The sequence below is a fragment of the Microbacterium sp. SCN 69-37 genome (assembly GCF_001724435.1).
GTDB lineage: Bacteria > Actinomycetota > Actinomycetes > Actinomycetales > Microbacteriaceae > Microbacterium > Microbacterium laevaniformans.
In genome coordinates this window covers 79,778-97,083 of sequence record NZ_MEEL01000017.1, presented here as the reverse complement: position 1 = coordinate 97,083, position 17,306 = coordinate 79,778, and the positions used below count along the sequence as shown (strand labels likewise).

Annotated in this window: 12 protein-coding genes and 1 pseudogene; 10 read left to right on the top strand and 3 right to left on the bottom strand. The window is 68.5% G+C overall.

What is annotated here, in order from left to right; genetic code table 11:
• Window positions 1–11: 11 nt before the first annotated feature.
• A complete protein-coding gene (locus ABS64_RS02810) occupies window positions 12–446 on the bottom strand; it encodes a metallopeptidase family protein (protein WP_036282608.1) in 435 nt (144 codons plus the stop codon).
• 101 nt (window positions 447–547) lie between these two features.
• Between ABS64_RS02810 and ABS64_RS02805 the strand changes: the two genes are divergently transcribed.
• From ABS64_RS02805 to raiA, 9 genes are all read left to right on the top strand, one after another.
• Window positions 548–754, top strand: coding sequence for a DUF3499 family protein (locus tag ABS64_RS02805; protein WP_005048283.1), 207 nt, complete (start codon window positions 548–550; stop codon window positions 752–754).
• A gap of 40 nt (window positions 755–794) precedes the next feature.
• Window positions 795–2,276 carry an adenosylhomocysteinase gene (gene ahcY, locus ABS64_RS02800; RefSeq protein WP_292680599.1) on the top strand — a complete coding sequence of 494 codons (1,482 nt, stop codon included), beginning with the start codon at window positions 795–797 and terminating at the stop codon, window positions 2,274–2,276.
• A gap of 105 nt (window positions 2,277–2,381) precedes the next feature.
• Entirely contained in the window at window positions 2,382–2,861 is a 480-nt protein-coding gene (locus tag ABS64_RS02795) for a Fur family transcriptional regulator (RefSeq protein WP_288121025.1), read from the top strand.
• A complete protein-coding gene (gene katG / locus ABS64_RS02790; protein WP_292680596.1) occupies window positions 2,858–5,131 on the top strand; it encodes a catalase/peroxidase HPI in 2,274 nt (757 codons plus the stop codon). Before ABS64_RS02795 ends, katG begins: the two co-directional genes overlap by 4 nt.
• A 157-nt stretch (window positions 5,132–5,288) precedes the next feature.
• Window positions 5,289–5,969, top strand: a complete 681-nt coding sequence (gene mtrA, locus ABS64_RS02785) for an MtrAB system response regulator MtrA (RefSeq protein ID WP_005048291.1) — start codon at window positions 5,289–5,291, stop codon at window positions 5,967–5,969.
• A 10-nt stretch (window positions 5,970–5,979) separates the two neighbouring features.
• Window positions 5,980–7,650 (top strand): MtrAB system histidine kinase MtrB, encoded by a 1,671-nt coding sequence (mtrB, locus tag ABS64_RS02780; protein WP_016463363.1) that lies wholly within the window; start codon window positions 5,980–5,982, stop codon window positions 7,648–7,650.
• Window positions 7,647–9,341, top strand: a complete 1,695-nt coding sequence (locus tag ABS64_RS02775; protein ID WP_292680592.1) for an LpqB family beta-propeller domain-containing protein — start codon at window positions 7,647–7,649, stop codon at window positions 9,339–9,341. The genes mtrB and ABS64_RS02775 overlap by 4 nt, the downstream gene beginning before the upstream one ends.
• A 96-nt stretch (window positions 9,342–9,437) precedes the next feature.
• The gene (locus tag ABS64_RS02770) at window positions 9,438–10,106 is read left to right on the top strand and encodes a phosphoribosyltransferase family protein (protein WP_292680590.1); all 669 of its coding nucleotides are present in this window, start codon (window positions 9,438–9,440) and stop codon (window positions 10,104–10,106) included.
• A 150-nt stretch (window positions 10,107–10,256) separates the two neighbouring features.
• Window positions 10,257–10,919, top strand: coding sequence for a ribosome-associated translation inhibitor RaiA (raiA, locus tag ABS64_RS02765; RefSeq protein ID WP_005048298.1), 663 nt, complete (start codon window positions 10,257–10,259; stop codon window positions 10,917–10,919).
• A gap of 107 nt (window positions 10,920–11,026) precedes the next feature.
• Here raiA and ABS64_RS02760 read toward each other — a convergent pair.
• Window positions 11,027–12,931, bottom strand: a pseudogene (locus ABS64_RS02760) (P-loop NTPase fold protein).
• Window positions 12,932–12,982: 51 nt separating this feature from the next.
• Window positions 12,983–14,314 (bottom strand): hypothetical protein, encoded by a 1,332-nt coding sequence (locus tag ABS64_RS02755; RefSeq protein WP_292680588.1) that lies wholly within the window; start codon window positions 14,312–14,314, stop codon window positions 12,983–12,985.
• A gap of 143 nt (window positions 14,315–14,457) precedes the next feature.
• Between ABS64_RS02755 and secA the strand changes: the two genes are divergently transcribed.
• Window positions 14,458–17,250: a preprotein translocase subunit SecA gene (secA, locus tag ABS64_RS02750; protein ID WP_292680586.1), complete on the top strand. Its 2,793-nt coding sequence runs from the start codon at window positions 14,458–14,460 to the stop codon at window positions 17,248–17,250.
• Window positions 17,251–17,306: the final 56 nt, after the last annotated feature.

Below are 17,306 nucleotides of genomic sequence, written 5' to 3'. Positions count from 1 at the left end.
GTGCGGAACGCTCAGAGAAAGCGGAACCGCTCCGGCCCGAGATCCCACGGGTCGCGGTCCAGATACTGCGCGGCCGCGCGGAAGACGCAGCCCTCGATGGCCATGCGCCGGTGCAGCTCGTCCTCCCGATGCAGGCTCCCGAGCCGTTCGATCGGCAGGCGGTACAGCACGATGCGCCGCTCTTCGGTCGAGACCGTCCACCGCGGGATGCCGTCCTCATCGGATGCCGGTGGCATGGCCGCCACCTCGAAGCGGACCTCTCGCAGCTCCGGCCAGGCGCTGCGCAGGAACTCCGCCGCCGTGCCGACGACGAAGTCGAAACGTTCCTCGCGCGTCTCCTGCGCCGGAAGCGGCGGCCGCACCACGGGACTGCGGTCCTCCCGACCGTGGCGTCCGTGGCGGGACGGCCGCACCCGCGGGGGAGTGCTCGCGCGCCGCCTCATCATGTTCCGAGTCTAGGTCAGCGTTCCCCGCCCGGGTCGGCGATGCGTCCCGCGGCGGCGCGGCATCCCACGCCTCGTGCGCCGCCGCCGGTAGCGTGAGGGCGATGCGTACCCGACTGTGTTCGAAGGTGGGCTGTGCCCGCGAGGCCGTGACGACCCTGACCTACGACTACGGCGATCAGATGGCCGCCCTCGGCCCGCTCGGCGCAGCGACCGACCCGCACGCGCACGACCTCTGCGCCATCCACACCGACCGCCTGTCGGTGCCCAAGGGGTGGGTCGTCGTCCGCCACGAGACGCTGCGCGTCTGAGGCTCGGCCGGCGTCCGGACGAGGGTGCGAGAATGGGCGGATGCCGACCACTGCCGCCCCCGCCCGCATCCATGACTTCGTCGTCGCCGACCTGAGCCTCGCCGAGGCGGGTCGTCATCAGCTGCGCCTCGCCGAGAACGAGATGCCCGGCCTGATGGCACTGCGCGAGGAGTTCGGTCCCCTCCACCCGCTGGCCGGTGCCCGCATCGCCGGCTCGCTGCACATGACCGTGCAGACCGCCGTGCTCATCGAGACGCTCGTGGCTCTGGGTGCGCAGGTGCGCTGGGCCAGCTGCAACATCTTCTCGACGCAGGACGAGGCGGCCGCCGCGGTCGCGGTCGGCCCGCACGGCACCGTGGACCAGCCGGCCGGAGTTCCGGTCTTCGCGTTCAAGGGTGAGACGCTCGAGGAGTACTGGCAGCTGGCCGATCGCATCTTCGACTGGTCGGCCGAGGGCTTCGACGGGCCCAACCTCATCCTCGACGACGGCGGCGACGCGACCCTGCTGGTGCACAAGGGCGTCGAGTTCGAGAAGGCGGGCGCGGTGCCCGCGGCATCCCCGTCCGACTCGCACGAGTACCGCATCGTCCTCGACACGCTCCGCGCGAGCCTGGCCCGCGACCCGCAGCGCTTCACGCGGATGGCGGCGCAGATCCTCGGCGTCACCGAGGAGACCACCACCGGCGTGCACCGGTTGTACGAACTCGCCGCAGCCGGGACGCTGCTGTTTCCGGCCATCAATGTCAACGACTCGGTCACCAAGAGCAAGTTCGACAACAAGTACGGCATCCGCCACTCGCTTCCGGACGGTCTCAACCGCGCCACCGACGTGCTCATCGGCGGCAAGGTCGCCTACGTCGTCGGCTACGGCGATGTCGGCAAGGGAGCGGCCGAGGCGCTCCGCGGTCAGGGCGCCCGCGTGATCATCGGGGAGGTCGACCCCATCTGCGCGCTGCAGGCGGCGATGGACGGTTTCCAGGTCGCCCGCTTGGAGTCGGTCATCGGCGATGTCGACATCCTCATCACGGGCACGGGGAACACCCGGGTGGTCACGGTGGATCACCTTCAGAACCTCAAACACCTTGCCATCGTCGGCAACGTCGGACACTTCGACGACGAGATCGACATCGCCGGGCTCGAAGCGATCCCGGGTGTCGAGAAGATCGAGATCAAGCCGCAGGTGCACGAGTACCGGCTGCCGGGCGGTGACGACCGTGCGCCGCGCAGCATCCTGGTCATGAGCGAGGGGCGACTGATGAACCTCGGCAACGCGACCGGGCATCCCTCCTTCGTGATGAGCGCGTCGTTCACCAACCAGGTGCTGGCCCAGATCGAGCTGTACACGAAGCGGGAGCAGTATCCCGTCGGCGTGTACGTGCTGCCGAAGATCCTGGATGAGAAGGTGGCGCGACTGCATCTGGCGGCGCTCGGTGTTCAGCTCACCGAGCTCACGCCGGAGCAGGCCGCGTACATCGGTGTTCCCGTGGAGGGGCCCTACAAGCTGGAGCATTACCGCTACTGACGGTCGATGTTCCCCGGACCGGGTGCAGGCGACCCATAGCTGCGGCACAGCGAATGTTCACCCCACTTTTGTTTTGATTTCTTCAAAACTAGGTAAGGTGGAGGCATGGCCTCGCTCGCAACACCCGCGCACGGCGCAGACGCCGTCGACGCCGCGGCGGCGCTGCGGGCGGCAGGGCTGAAGGTCACGGATTCGCGTGCAGCGGTCTACGACACGCTGCGAACGCACGCGCACGCCAGCGCGGAGGACGTCTTCCTCGCGATCGTGGAGCGGATGCCGCGTGCGAGCCGCCAATCGGTGTACAACGCGTTGGGTGATTTCGCCGATGCGGGGCTCGTACGCCGCATCGAGCCGGCGGGCCGGCCGATGCTCTTCGAGCTGCGGGTCAGCGATAACCACCATCACCTCGTGTGCACCTCGTGCGGCGCGGTCGTCGACGTGGACTGCGCCATCGGCGCGGCGCCGTGTCTCGAGCCCTCCGACAGCCACGGCTTCATCCTCACCACGGCGGAGGTGACGTACTGGGGCGTGTGCCCCGCGTGCGCACGAGCCGCCACCCCACCCCTCACGGAAGGAACATCATGACAGACCAGGACCCGACCAGCGCCGGCATCGGCGCTGACGCGACCGACATCGACCAGTCCGTCACCGTCACCGACACCGGCGAGGCGTACGCCGAGGAGGCCGCGACCTGCCCGGTCATCCACGCGCAGCCGCACCCGACGAGCGGGTCGGCCAACCGGGTCTGGTGGCCCAACCAGCTCAACCTCAAGATCCTCGCCAAGAACCCCCAGGTGCGTAACCCTCTGGACGCGGACTTCGACTACGCCGCCGCCTTCGAGTCGCTCGACCTGGCGGCCGTCAAGAAGGACATCGAGGACGTGCTCACCACCAGTCAGGACTGGTGGCCCGCCGACTTCGGCCATTACGGGCCGCTGATGATCCGCATGGCGTGGCACTCGGCCGGCACCTATCGGGTGACCGACGGTCGCGGTGGCGGCGGCGCCGGTCAGCAGCGATTCGCCCCGCTGAACAGCTGGCCCGACAACGTCAACCTCGACAAGGCGCGGCGACTGCTCTGGCCCGTCAAGAAGAAGTACGGCCAGTCGATCTCCTGGGCCGACCTCATGATCCTCGCCGGCAACGTCGCGCTGGAGTCGATGGGTTTCCGCACGTTCGGCTTCGCCGGCGGCCGCGCCGACGTCTGGGAGCCCGATGACGACGTGTACTGGGGTCCCGAGACCACCTGGCTGGGCGACGAGCGCTACTCCGGAGACCGCGAGCTGGACAAGCCTCTCGCGGCCGTGCAGATGGGCCTCATCTACGTCAACCCGGAAGGACCGAACGGCAATCCCGACCCGCTGGCCTCCGCCCGCGACATCCGTGAGACGTTCGGTCGCATGGCGATGAACGACGAGGAGACCGTCGCGCTGATCGCGGGCGGCCACACGTTCGGAAAGACGCACGGCGCGGCATCCGACGACAACCTCGACGACAACCCGGAGGCTGCGGGCCTGGAGGCTCAGGGCCTCGGCTGGAAGAACAACCACGGCACGGGGCGCGGTGACGACACGATCACGTCCGGCCTCGAGGTCACGTGGACCTATCACCCCACGCGCTGGGACAACGAGTTCTTCCACATCCTCTACGCGTACGAGTGGGAGCTCATGAAGAGCCCCGCCGGTGCGCACCAGTGGCGGCCGAAGGGCGGCCAGGGCGCCGACATGGTTCCGCTCGCGCACAGCGACGGCAAGCGCGAGCCGCGCATGCTCACGAGCGATCTCGCCCTGCGTATGGACCCGGAGTACGACAAGATCTCGCGGAAGTTCAAGGACGACCCCGACGCCTTCGCCGATGCGTTCGCCCGTGCATGGTTCAAACTCACGCACCGCGACATGGGACCCGTCACCCGTTACCTCGGACCGGAGGTGCCGGCGGAGGAGCTGCTCTGGCAGGACCCGGTCCCCGCGCCGACCGGCACCGGGCTGGACAGCACGCAGGTCGCCGACCTGAAGGCGCGCGTGCTCGACTCGGGTCTGACGGTCTCCGAACTGGTCGCGACGACGTGGGCGGCGGCATCCTCCTTCCGCGGCAGTGACAAGCGCGGGGGCGTCAACGGCGCACGCATCCGCCTCGCGCCGCAGAAGGACTGGGAGGTCAACAACCCCGCCCAGCTGCACCGGGTGCTCGGCGTGCTCGGCGGTATCAAGACGGATGCCGCCCAGGCCGGTATCGACGTCTCCCTCGCCGACCTGATCGTCATCGCGGGCAATGCCGCCGTCGAGAAGGCGGCGGCCGATGCGGGCGTCGCGGTGGACGTGCCGTTCCACGCGGGACGCACCGACGCCTCGGAGCAGCAGACCGACGTCGAGTCCTTCGCCTACCTGGAGCCCGCGGCCGATGGCTTCCGCAACTACCAGGGTCCGCTGGCCCCGATGCCCGCGGAGTACCACCTCATCGACAAGGCGAACCTCCTCACCCTCACGGCTCCGGAGATGACCGTCCTGGTCGGAGGCCTGCGTGTGCTGGGCGCGAACTGGGACGGTTCGCCGTACGGCGTGTTCACGGACCGGGTCGGGGTGCTCTCGAACGACTTCTTCGTGAATCTGCTCGACCTCGGGACGACGTGGACGCCGCTGGACCCCGGCTCCCACGCCTTCGCGGGGGTCAAGGACGGCTCGGGCGAGAAGGTCGGCGTCGGCACGCGCGTCGATCTGCTCTTCAGCTCGAACTCCGAGCTGCGCGCGCTTGCCGAGGTGTACGCCTCGGACGACGCGACCGAGAAGTTCGTCCGCGATTTCGTCGCCGCGTGGACCAAGGTCACCGAGCTGGACCGCTTCGACCTCCACCGCTGAGCACGCATCCACACGACGCCGGGGCCCCTTCCGATCGGAAGGGGCCCCGCCGTCGTCCTGCGCGGCACGCGGTCTCAACCCAGACACGTCGGATACTGTGTTGTTGCGCCCTGCCGCGCCGCGGCATCCGGCCCACCCGAAGGACGAATCAGGCCATATGACTTCCCGCATCCTCGTTGTCGACGACGACATCGCGCTCGCCGAGATGATCGGTATCGTGCTGCGCACCGAGGGCTTCGAACCGCTGTTCTGCGCCGACGGCACCGCCGCCGTCGAGATGTGGCGGGAGGAGCGGCCCGACCTCGTGCTCTTGGACCTGATGCTGCCCGGCATGGACGGCATCGAGATCTGCACGCGCATCCGCTCCGAATCGGGCGTTCCGATCATCATGCTCACCGCGCGCACCGATACGGCCGACGTCGTCCGCGGGCTCGAGTCGGGCGCCGACGACTACATCGTCAAGCCGTTCAACCCGAAAGAGCTCGTGGCGCGGATCCGCACGCGGCTTCGTCCCGCCGCCGAGGCGACCGGCGGCGATCTGCGCATCGGCGACGTCATCGTCGACGTCGCCGCCCACGAAGTGCGCCGGGGGAGCGAGGTCATCGCGCTCACCCCGCTGGAGTTCGAGTTGCTCGTGGCGCTCGCCTCGAAACCGCAGCAGGTGTTCTCGCGCGAAATGCTGCTCGAGCAGGTCTGGGGCTACCACTACAAGGCCGACACCCGTCTCGTGAATGTGCACGTGCAGCGGCTGCGCGCGAAGGTCGAGATCGATCCCGACAACCCGCGGATCGTCATGACGGTGCGCGGCGTCGGCTATCGCGCCGGCGCGGTGGTGTGATCGGCCGCTCATGACGCCGCAGACGGCGACCGTGCCGACGTTGACCGGCTGGCGCGATTGGCGCAGCTGGCCTCGCCGGGTGGCGTACGCCTGGACCCGGTCGCTGCGTTTTCGCACGCTCGTCATCACGATCGGTGCGACGGCTCTCGCCATCCTCATCGCCTTCGTCGCGATGGCGCTTGCGATCCAGAACGATCTCTTCGAGTCCCGCGTCCAGCAGGTGCAGGAAGCCGTGCAGCGCGCCACGCAGTCCACCCAGCAGACGCTCAACGCCGCGCAGATCGATGGCGACGGCGCCGCCTTGCAGTCGCTCTGGAACAATGCGACCGACTCGATCGCCCGCCAAGCCGGCACCGACATGATCGCCGCGTTCCGCATTTCGGATGAGCCGTCGACGATCGCCCCGCAGGACTTCCAGCGCGGCGGGCTGAACGCAGGATTGATCACGCCCGGGCTGCGCGGCGCCGTTCAAGGTGACAGCCAGAAGCGCTGGTGGCAGTCCGTCGGTCTGCCGGCAGCCGACGGCAGTACGGTGCCCGGGATCATCGTCGGGCAGCAGCTCGAGTTTCCCGAGGTCGGTGCCTACGAGTTCTACTTCGCCTACGACTTCGCCCCGGAGCAGCAGACCCTGCAGTTCGTCCAGATCACGCTGTGGCTCGTCGGTGCCGGGCTGGTGCTCCTGATCGCCGCGATCTCCTCCTTCGTGCTGCGCTCGGTGACCGTCCCGATCGCCGAGGCCGCCGAAACGAGTGCGACCCTCGCCGCCGGCGATCTCGCCGTGCGTCTGCCGGTACGGGGTGAGGACGAGTTCGCGATCCTCGGCCGCTCGTTCAACGCGATGGCCGACAGCATCGAATCCCAGATCAAGGAGCTCGCCGAGCTCTCGCTCGTGCAGCAGCGCTTCGTCTCCGACGTCTCCCATGAGCTGCGCACACCGCTGACGACGATCCGCCTGGCCAGCGACATGCTCAACGATCAGCGCGACTCCTTCGATCCGACCACCGCCCGCGCCGCGGAGCTGCTGCATGCACAGGTGCAGCGCTTCGAGACGCTTCTGACCGACCTGCTGGAGATCAGCCGCTACGACGCGGGGTCGGTGCAGCTGGAGTATGAGCCGACCAGCCTCGCGCATCTCGCCGAGGACGTCATCGCCTCGATGCAGCAGTTGGCCGATCAGCACGGGACGGATGTGCGCCTGGTCGCTCCGGGAGGCTACTCTCCGGTCGACATGGATCCCCGCCGCGTCCGCAGGGTCGTGCGCAACCTGCTCGGCAACGCCATCGAGCACGGCGAGGGCCGTCCCATCGTCGTCACCGTGGACAGCAACCAGCGGGCGGTTGCGATCGGTGTCCGTGACTATGGACTCGGCATGAGCGCCGCCGACGCCGAGCGCGTGTTCGACCGCTTCTGGCGCGCCGACCCGTCGCGCAAGCGCACGATCGGCGGCACGGGATTGGGGCTGTCGATCGCGCTCGGCGATGCGAAGCTGCACGGGGGCACTCTGGCTGTCTGGTCGGATCTCGGCCGCGGCACGAACTTCGTGCTGACGCTGCCGCGGCAGGGTCAGCCCATCGACGGCTCGTCACCCGTTGCCCTCGACCCGGGCGAGGACGGCGTCTCGCTCGATGACCTCGGCTTGACGCAGCCGATCACCGTATTCGACAAGGGGGGACGCTCATGAGTCTTCGGCGTCTGCGCCGGGCGAGCATCACGGTGCTCGCGGGGGCGCTCATGGTGGCCCTCGCCGCGTGCGCGGGGCTGCCGACCTCCGGACCGGTCAACCCGGGCGTGCGGATCGTGGACGACGGGACCTCCGGTGACATCGCATTCATCCCGAAGGGGCCGGTGAAGGACGCCACGCCCCAGCAGATCGTCGAGGGCTTCATCGCGGCCGGTACCGGCCCCACCAACAACTGGGAGACGGCGCAGCAGTTCCTCGCCCCCAGCTACAAAGGCACCTGGAAGCCGCAGGCCGGCGTCACGATCTACGCGTCCGGGCAGCGCACCCTGCAGCAGAGCGCATCCGGCGACATCGTGCTGACGGTCTCGCCGGTGGCGACGGTGGATGCCACGGGGGAGATGAGCCCGGCATCCGACAACGGCCCCATTCCCCTGACCTTCAAGCTCGCTCAGCAGGACGACGGGCAGTGGCGGATCACCCAGGCGCCCGACGGGATCGTGCTCGACAAGGCCCAGTTCCTGGCCGTGTTCGGGAACTATTCGCTGATGTACTTCGATCCGACGTGGACCTACCTGGTGCCCGACGTACGGTGGTTCCCGCGGTACTACGCCGCCACCAACATCGCTCAGGGCCTCGTCGACGGTGCGCCCGCGCCCTGGCTGCGCGGGGCGGTGGTGAGCGCGTTCACGGATGGTGCACGGCTCGAGTTGACCTCCGTTCCGCGTCAGTCCAACGTCGCGCAGGTGACCCTGCAGGACGGCGCCCGCTCGCTCGACCAGACCGCGCTGAACCGCATGCAGACCCAGCTCGAGGCGAGCCTGGACGTCCCCGGGATCACGAGCGTGGACATGCTGCTTCCCGGGGGCCAGCAGCTGACGGCCCACCGTGTGGACGTGCGTTCCACCGCGGTGGCGGCCAACCCCTTGGTTCGCACCGATGACGCCTTCGGTTTCGTATCGGGCACGACCATCTCGCCGATCGCGGGGCTCTCCGACGCGCTGATGCAGATCTCGGCGACCGACATCGAGGTCAATGCCGATCGCACCGCCGCCGCTGTCCGCGACGTGTCGGGAGCGGTTCTCGAGGTCCCCGCCGACGGCCCCATCCGCCGCCTCGACACGCGTCCGGATCTCGTCGCTCCCTCCATGGATCCCGCGGGATACGTGTGGTCGGTGCCGTCGGACGCGCCCGGATCGGTGATCGCGTACGCACCGGGCGGCACCGCCGTTCCGATGTCCGGGGGATGGGCGGGCGCCTCCGCGGTCATCGCGCAGCGCGTCTCGCGCGACGGGACGAGGCTCGTCGCCGTGGTGCGCGACGGTGACCGCTACGCCGTATGGGGGGCGGGGATCCAGCGGGACCGCACCGGGGCGCCCACCGCGCTCGCGTCTCCCGTGAAGAAGCTCGCGACGCTGTCGGATGCCGCAACGGATCTCACCTGGCTCGATGCGAGCACGCTCGGCGTGCTCGCCGGCACCGGGCAGGACCAGTATGTCGAGGCGGTGCACGTGGGCGGCTTCCCGGACGCGCCGATCCGTACGCCCGGGGACACCTCGACGCTCTCGGGGCAGACGTCGAACGCGAGCGTGAGTGACACCGACGGCGAGCTCTATGCGCAGCGGGGTGCCAACTGGCAGCAGCTGATGGGGGGCGTCCGGGTCCTGGCGGTGCAGCAGGGGATGCCGCGCTGAGGCGGATCCTCCTCCCCGCGTCGCGCTGCGAGAGCGCTCCTCCACAGATGCGCATCGGGGTCCCCGCACGTGACGTGCATTCGACATGGTGGCATCATGCTCGATCCGGCTTGGCTCCGCGCACCCGTCTGGCGCCGCGTGGGCGACGCTGCGGCCGGGGCGCTCTCGCTGGTACTGCCCGTGTGGTGCGCGGGCTGCGACGAGCCGGACGTCGGTCTGTGCGCGCGCTGTCGTGAACTCCTTCTGCCACGGGTGCGCGTACGTTCGCTGCTGCCGGGGCTCGCCGTCTGCTCCGCACTGGATTTCTCCGGCGTGCCGGCGCGCGTCCTGCGCGCGTTCAAAGAGGACGGGCGTACGGGGCTGGCCCGACCGCTCGGCGGTGCCCTGGCCGCTGCTGTGGCGCGCGTCGAAGGCGCCGGCGCCGAGGTGGCGATCGTGCCCGTGCCCTCGTCGCGACGTGCGTTTCGCCGGCGAGGATACGAGACCAGCGCCCTGCTGGCGCGCCGGGGCGGTCTGGAGCCGCTGCGGGCGCTGAGCTCGCGCGGCGCGGTCGCCGACCAGCGTGGTCTCGGCCGCGAGGCGCGCGCGCAGAACGTCGCGGGAACCCTCCAGGCGCGCGGTGTCGCGGGGCTGTCCGTCATCGCCGTCGACGACGTGCTGACCACCGGCGCGACGTTGCGCGAGGCCGCGCGAGCCCTGACGGCCGGCGGTGCGCGCGTGATCGGGGCCGCGACGGTCGCTGCGACCGCGCGACACGCCCCGTGAGCGCGGATCCATTGCGGATCCTCAGGGGATCGGTCCGTTACTCCCGGGATTGGCGCGTGACAGTACCGCCGCACGCCGATAGCGTGGGAGAGACCAAGGCGAACTCAGGGTCCGCCCTTGACCGGCCGGACCCGGAACAAGGAGGTCAGGATGGAAACCAGCATCGTCGGCGTGGGTGTGAGCATCTCGGATCGTTTCCGCACCGTCACCGAAGAGAAGTCCGTCCGCATCGGAACGCTGTCCCCCCGAGCGCAGCGTCTCGACGTCAAGGTCACGCACCGCGCGTATCACAATGGAAGCCGCGAAGAGGAGACGGTCGAGCTGACCGTCACGGGCAAGGGCCCACTCGTGCGTGCGGAGGCCACCGACAGCGACAAGTTCACGGCGCTCGACATGGCGGTCGACAAGCTCGCCGAGCAGCTGCGTCGTGCCAAGGACAAGCGCGTGGACGCCCGAAACCACCCGCGTGGCGCCAAGCTCGACAAGGGCAGCGGTGCGCTGTCCGGCATCGATGTGCAGCCGGCATCCGTGGAGACGCTGCGTGCTGTCGCGACCGGCGAGATTCCGATCGCCGTCGGCGACGAGGGCGAGGACGACTACACCCCGGTCGTGATCCGCACCAAGAACTTCGACGCCGAGTGGATGACGGTCGAAGAAGCCGTCGACCGCATGGAGCTCGTCGGACACGACTTCTTCCTCTTCATCGACGCCCGCACCGACCACCCGAGTGTCGTCTACCGCCGCAAGGGCTGGGACTACGGCGTGATCTCGCTCACGGCCAGCGCTCCGCCGGCCGCGGAGCTCGCGTCCTGACCGACCCGACCGGCCCCCGGAAACGGGGCGAGTGAACAGAATCGGATGCCGCCGCGCGCGGCATCCGATTCTGTGTGCGGGATCCGATTCCGGTGCGCGACGTCGATTCAGCTGGATGCGTCGTGGCGTGGGAAGGTCGCGTCCAGATCCAGCCGTTCCGTCAGCAGCTGTGACCAGAGATCCGCTATCTTCTCGACCGCGTCCGCCGAGGTGACCGCCTTGCGGCAGAACTCGTTGAGTCCGGTGCGGTCATCGGTCACCGGCTCCCCGTGCCACCGCATCCACGCGCGGGGGCCGAAGTAGACGTGGAGGAACTTCTGGTGCACTTCGAGCAGTCCGATGCGTCTGCCGCCGCACTCGATGGTCCAGTGACGAGTGTTCCCGACCTGCATTCCGACGACGAGTTCGAGCCCCCTCGGAAGATCGATGTCGACGAGTCGGTCGACGAGCCGTTCGGCGAGCTTGTAGGTCGTTCGCAGCTTCGGCTCTGTCGCGAAGCGATCCTGCCAGGCGGCGAACCGTTCGTCGGACAGATAGAACTTGTGTCCCCACTTGTGGGTCGGGGGTCGTTCGTCGGAGGAGTCCGAACGTGTGCCCGTAATGGCCGACTGCAGGAGCGCGCTGAGGAAGGACTCGCGGTCGAAGTCCCCCTCCGCGTCGGTGAACACGCGCCGCAGGCACACGGCGAAGGCCTGCATCGCCCGGCAATCGGCCACCGTCGCGAGTCCCCAGTGCTGCCGCAGGCCGGTCGCGGCATCCGCGTCCATCCCGATGTCTTCCGAGAGCGCCTGCGGGAGACTGTCCAAGCCGTCGTCCTGGGCGAACACGGCGAGCAGGGGCTCCGTGAATGCATCGGAGCCGAGGTCGGCGAAGACGTGCGGATGCGCGAGCTGGAGACACAGCACCGCGAACAATCTCTCGACGGGGATCTGCGTGCCGAGGATTCCGCGCAGGAGCATGAGGGTGTTAATCAGTCGCTTGATCGAACGCGGGTTGTTGCGCACCGAGGTGCCGATCAGATCGCGGAACTGTGTCCGCTGATCGTCGTTGAGCTCGATTCCGGCGCTCGCGCAGCTGTGCAGGAGAAGCGTCTCGACCTGATAGTTGGCGACTGGCATGTGGAAGGGGACCTGAATGATCTTGTCGAAGAACGAGCCCGCCTTCTTCGCATCGATCCGATTCGAGCCGTATTTGTCGCTGACGCCTTGAGCGACGACATCGAAGTCGATCGCCAGGACGAATACGCAGTGGTCAAGGTCGAGGAAGATCTTCAGCGTCTCCATCAGTTCGACCGCGCGTCGCGGCTCAAGGCGGTCGAGGTCGTCGACGAAAATCACGATCCGCCCCTTATCGGCCGGATCGGCGGGATTCTCCACGGCTGCGCTCACGAGCTCGGAGAGGTGCTGACGCAGCATGCCCAGGAGCTCGAAGGGAGAGTGGGCCATTTCGTCCGCTTCCGACGTCGTGGGGACCGACACGAGCTCGCCGACGCTGACTCCCAGGGTGGCCTTCGAGACGATGTTCGCCAATGCGTTCGTGAGCATCTTCGCGTACCGGGACGACGCCAGCAGTCGTTCCGCCCACTTCTGCTTCGAGTCGGGCTCCGGGGCGATCTTCTCCAGTTCCGCCACCAGGGTCTGAAGCATCATGACGGCCAGCTGTCCGTCGAGGTCGAACTGGGAGTATTGTCACGTGTTGAAGCTGATCGTGAACAGCGGCGCTGTGCTCGACGCCGTCAGCTGAGCAGCCAGCCGACGACGCTCCGCGTTGCCGTGGACGGTGGACAGACGTGCCGTGGGGGAGAGGGCGCGCTCGATGAGGAGCATCGTGTTGGTCTTTCCCGAACCCCAGTCTCCTTGGATCGCGAGCGTCAGCGGCGTCGCGCACTGGCGAATGAAATCTGCGAGCCCGTCGATGTAGCGCCCGAGTTCGAGGTAGTCCTGCGCTTGCGGCCGGTCGGAGAGTCCTTGACTGGTGCGGGTGCGGCTGACATTCGAGGCTGCGGTGCTCACGCTCGTGACCCTAGCCGCTCACCGCCGCTGGCTGGGTGCGGCCACGCGCCGTCAGTCGAAGATGCCGTCCAGGATGCTGCCGATCACGAGGCCGCCGAGGATGCCGCCGACCATGTCGCCGCCGCTTCCGCCGCGCCGGCTGCCTCCCCAGCCGCCACCATTTCCCCAGCCGCCGTCATTCGGGCGGGAGGAGTCGATGTCGCGCTGGGCCAGCTGCAGAGCCTCCGCCGCCAGCTGCCCGCATCGACGGGCGTCGGCGAGGGCCTGTTCACGATCGTCCTCGCCGATGGGCTGTGCGCTCAGCGCCGCCAGGTCCAGACGGATCCGTTCCGCTTCGGCCAGACGGGTACGCGCATCGGCTCCGATCCATCCCCGGTGACCGGAGATGACGCTGCGCGCGACGCCGAGCTGGCGGTCCGCGTCGTCGATCGCGTGGCGGACGTGGCTCTCAGGCGGTGCGGGGTGGGCCAGACGTGCACGGGCCTTGGCGACCGCGGCATCCAGTGCGGCGTTGGCCTCACGCAGTCGGGTGAGCTCACCGAACGGGTCGGGAAGCTCGCCCGCCGGGGTGAGTGCGGAAAGCTCGTTCTCGAGCGCAGCCATGGCAGCGCTCACGGCGGGGATGCTCTGCAGCTCACGAGCGGCCACGAGGTCGCCGCGCGAATCCTCCACGATGGCGTCAAGCGTGGATTCGGCACGCAACGCCTCCACTTCGAAGGCGTCCACGGCATCCAACAGGGTGGTCGCGCGGCGCACCGCCTCCATCGCCGTCTCCAGCGCGAGGTTCGCCTGCTCCCGCTGACCACTCTCGCGTCGTGCCGTGGAGACATCGGCGCCGTGCGTGGCGAAGGCGAAGAGCTGGGCAGCTTCGGTGGCGTTCTTCTCGATGCGTCGCACAGCGGCAGGCGCGTACCGGGCGTGCACGCGCGCGAGAGTCGCCTCGGCGCGTTCGAGTCGCTGTGTGCCCCGTTCGACGTCGGCGCGGATGCCGGCGATGATCTCCGGAGCGCGGCGGGCGCGCTCGACGGGCTCGGCGAGAGCTTGGAGGCGATCGTCGAGGAGCTCCTGTGCCCAGTCGCACAGCTGGATGATGCGCGCGTTGCGCGTGCGCAGCTCCTCGGGGGTGTCCGGGATGTGGTCGTGGTTGAGCTGGTTCAGCTGGAACGCCTCGCCCATGTGGCTGCGCACCGCGTTCAGCGCCTCGCGGAGGCTCTGGGTGGGCTCGGTGCCCAACTCGATCTCGGCGAAGACGAGTTCGTCCTCCGTGGTGCGCAGGCGCTCGTCGATCTCGACGAGCGCCGCGTCCGCCCGGCGGCCGAGCTCGGCGTCCTCGGCCGCCCGCTGCTCGCGTTCCTGCTTGCGTGCGCCCCAGAATCCGGCCATGTCACGATCCTATGCGCGTGTTTTCGAGGTCTCGCGCAGGTAAGCAAAGTCACAGCCAGGTAACATGGCCCCGTATGCCGTGCCTTCGCGCGCGGTCGAGGCGGCGTCGCGCGTCGCCCGCACCCGATAGATGGAGATGCTCCGTGGCCAACCCTCTCGAGAAACTGCTCCGCGCCGGCGAAGGACGCATCCTGCGGCGGCTTCAGCAGGTCGTGAAGGCGGTCGGCGCCCTGGAGGAGGACTATGCGCAGCTGACCGACGAGGAGCTGCGCGGGGAGACCGCCGAGCTGCGCGCCCGTCACGAGGCGGGGGAGAGCCTCGACAAGCTGATGCCGGAGGCCTTCGCGGCCGTGCGCGAGGCCGCCAAGCGCACGCTCGGCCAGCGTCCGTACGACGTCCAGATCATGGGTGGCGCGGCGCTGCATCTCGGCAACATCGCGGAGATGAAGACCGGTGAGGGAAAGACGCTGACCGCGACCTTCGCGGTCTACCTCAACGCCATCGCCGGCCAGGGCGTGCACGTCATCACCGTCAACGATTTCCTCGCGTCGTATCAGGCCGAGCTCATGGGTCGCGTCTACCGCGCACTCGGCATGTCGACCGGCACGATCGTCGCCGGGCAGACACCCGAGGTGCGCCGTGAGCAGTACAACGCCGACATCACCTACGGCACGAACAACGAGTTCGGCTTCGATTACCTGCGCGACAACATGGCCTGGCAGAAGCAGGACCTCGTCCAGCGCGGTCACTTCTTCGCGATCGTCGACGAGGTCGACTCGATCCTCATCGATGAGGCGCGCACGCCGCTCATCATCTCCGGCCCGTCCTCCGGCGAGGCGAACCGCTGGTTCGTCGAGTTCGCGAAGATCGCGAAGACTCTCGAAGCCGGCGTCGACTACGAGGTCGACGAGAAGAAGCGCACGATCGGTGTTCTCGAGCCCGGCATCGAGAAGGTGGAGGACTACCTCGGCATCGACAACCTGTACGAATCGGCCAACACCCCGCTCATCTCCTTCCTGAACAACTCGATCAAGGCGCTGGCGCTGTTCAAGCGCGACACCGACTACGTCGTGATGAACGACGAAGTCATGATCGTCGACGAGCACACCGGCCGCATCCTGGTCGGGCGCCGGTACAACGAGGGCATCCACCAGGCGATCGAGGCCAAGGAGAACGTCCCGGTCAAGGCAGAGAACCAGACACTCGCGACGGTGACGTTGCAGAACTACTTCCGCCTGTACGAGAAGCTCGCCGGCATGACCGGCACCGCCGAGACCGAGGCGGCAGAGTTCATGTCGACCTATAAGCTCGGCGTCGTCCCGATCCCGACGAACAAGCCGATGATCCGCAAGGACCAGCCCGACCTCGTCTACAAGAACGAGCAGGCGAAGTTCGCTCAGGTGGTGGAGGACATCGCGCGCCGTCATGAGAGCGGGCAGCCGGTGCTCGTCGGTACCGTCAGCGTCGAGAAGAGCGAGTACCTCTCGCGCCTGCTCGCCAAGAAGGGCATCAAGCACGAGGTCCTCAACGCCAAGAACCACGCGCGTGAGGCCGAGATCGTCGCTCGCGCCGGTCGCCTCGGCGCCGTCACCGTCGCCACCAACATGGCCGGCCGCGGCACCGACATCATGCTCGGCGGCAACGCCGAGTTCCTGGCGGTGCAGGAGGTCAAGGCGAAGGGACTGGACCCCGTCGAGACGCCCGACGAGTACGACGCCGCATGGACCGAGACCTACGCCGCGATGCGCGACATCGTCGCCGAAGAGGCGACGAAGGTCGTCGAGGCCGGCGGACTGTACGTCCTCGGAACCGAGCGTCATGAGTCCCGCCGTATCGACAACCAGCTGCGCGGCCGCTCGGGCCGTCAGGGCGACCCCGGCGAGAGCCGCTTCTATCTGTCGCTGACCGACGACCTGATGCGCCTGTTCCAGTCCGGCGCCGCCGAGGCGATCCTCGCCCGCACGAACTTCCCGGACGATGTCGCGATCGAGTCGACCATGGTTTCGCGCGCGATCAAGAGTGCGCAGTCGCAGGTGGAAGCCCGCAACGCGGAGATCCGCAAGAACGTGCTCAAGTACGACGACGTCCTCAACCGCCAGCGCGAGGCGATCTACGCCGACCGCCGGCAGATGCTCGAGGGCGACGACCTCTCCGACCGCGTCCACCACTTCATCGAGGACGCCATCGGCGCGATCATCGACGACCACACCGGTACGGGCCACAACGAGAGCTGGGACTTCGACGCGCTGTGGACGGAGCTGAAGACGCTGTACCCGGTGTCGGTGACGATCGACGAGGTCGTCGCCGAAAGCGGCAACCAGGGGCGCGTCACGCCGGAGGTGCTCAAGCGCGAGATCCTCTCGGACGCGAAGATCGCGTACGCGGCGCGTGAGGAGAAGCTCGGTGAGCCAGCGATGCGCGAGCTCGAGCGGCGGGTCGTGCTGCAGGTGCTCGACCGCCGGTGGCGCGATCACCTCTACGAGATGGACTACCTCAAGGACGGCATCGGCCTGCGCGCGATGGCACAGCGTGATCCGCTGATCGAGTACCAGCGCGAGGGCTACGAGATGTTCCAGACGATGATGGGGCAGATCAAGGAGGAGTCCGTCGGCTTCCTCTACAACCTCGAGGTCGAGGTGCGCCAGAGCGGCGAGGAGGTCGAGGCGAAGGGCCTGCAGGTCGCGCCCTCGGTCGAGAACCAGAAGCTCCAGTACACGGCCGCCAACGATGCGGGCGAGGTGGAGGTCCGCAACGACCGCGGACAGGTGCAGCAGGCGGCGACGAGCAAACTCCGCCAGCAGAGCGCGCCCGCCGCGCCGGCCGCACCCGCCGCCGAGGCTCCGCGCGGGGCATTCGGGCAGCGCACGGATGCCGCGGCATCCGCGCCTGCGGCGAACAACCGTGCCGAGCGTCGCGCCGCCGGCAAGAAGAAGTAGGCGGACGCCCGGGCCACCGGGCGGCGATTGGCCTCGTCGGGGCGGCGATATCCTGA

What these genes read in the sequence shown, in the direction of transcription:
- mtrB (WP_016463363.1), top strand. Translation starts at nt 5,980, where the DNA reads ATGACGCCGCAGACGGCGACCGTGCCGACGTTGACCGGCTGGCGCGAT.
- ABS64_RS02795 (WP_288121025.1), top strand. Translation starts at nt 2,382, where the DNA reads ATGGCCTCGCTCGCAACACCCGCGCACGGCGCAGACGCCGTCGACGCC.
- katG (WP_292680596.1), top strand. Translation starts at nt 2,858, where the DNA reads ATGACAGACCAGGACCCGACCAGCGCCGGCATCGGCGCTGACGCGACC.
- mtrA (WP_005048291.1), top strand. Translation starts at nt 5,289, where the DNA reads ATGACTTCCCGCATCCTCGTTGTCGACGACGACATCGCGCTCGCCGAG.
- raiA (WP_005048298.1), top strand. Translation starts at nt 10,257, where the DNA reads ATGGAAACCAGCATCGTCGGCGTGGGTGTGAGCATCTCGGATCGTTTC.
- ABS64_RS02775 (WP_292680592.1), top strand. Translation starts at nt 7,647, where the DNA reads ATGAGTCTTCGGCGTCTGCGCCGGGCGAGCATCACGGTGCTCGCGGGG.
- ABS64_RS02810 (WP_036282608.1), bottom strand. Translation starts at nt 446, where the DNA reads ATGATGAGGCGGCGCGCGAGCACTCCCCCGCGGGTGCGGCCGTCCCGC.
- ahcY (WP_292680599.1), top strand. Translation starts at nt 795, where the DNA reads ATGCCGACCACTGCCGCCCCCGCCCGCATCCATGACTTCGTCGTCGCC.
- ABS64_RS02770 (WP_292680590.1), top strand. Translation starts at nt 9,438, where the DNA reads ATGCTCGATCCGGCTTGGCTCCGCGCACCCGTCTGGCGCCGCGTGGGC.
- ABS64_RS02805 (WP_005048283.1), top strand. Translation starts at nt 548, where the DNA reads ATGCGTACCCGACTGTGTTCGAAGGTGGGCTGTGCCCGCGAGGCCGTG.
- ABS64_RS02755 (WP_292680588.1), bottom strand. Translation starts at nt 14,314, where the DNA reads ATGGCCGGATTCTGGGGCGCACGCAAGCAGGAACGCGAGCAGCGGGCG.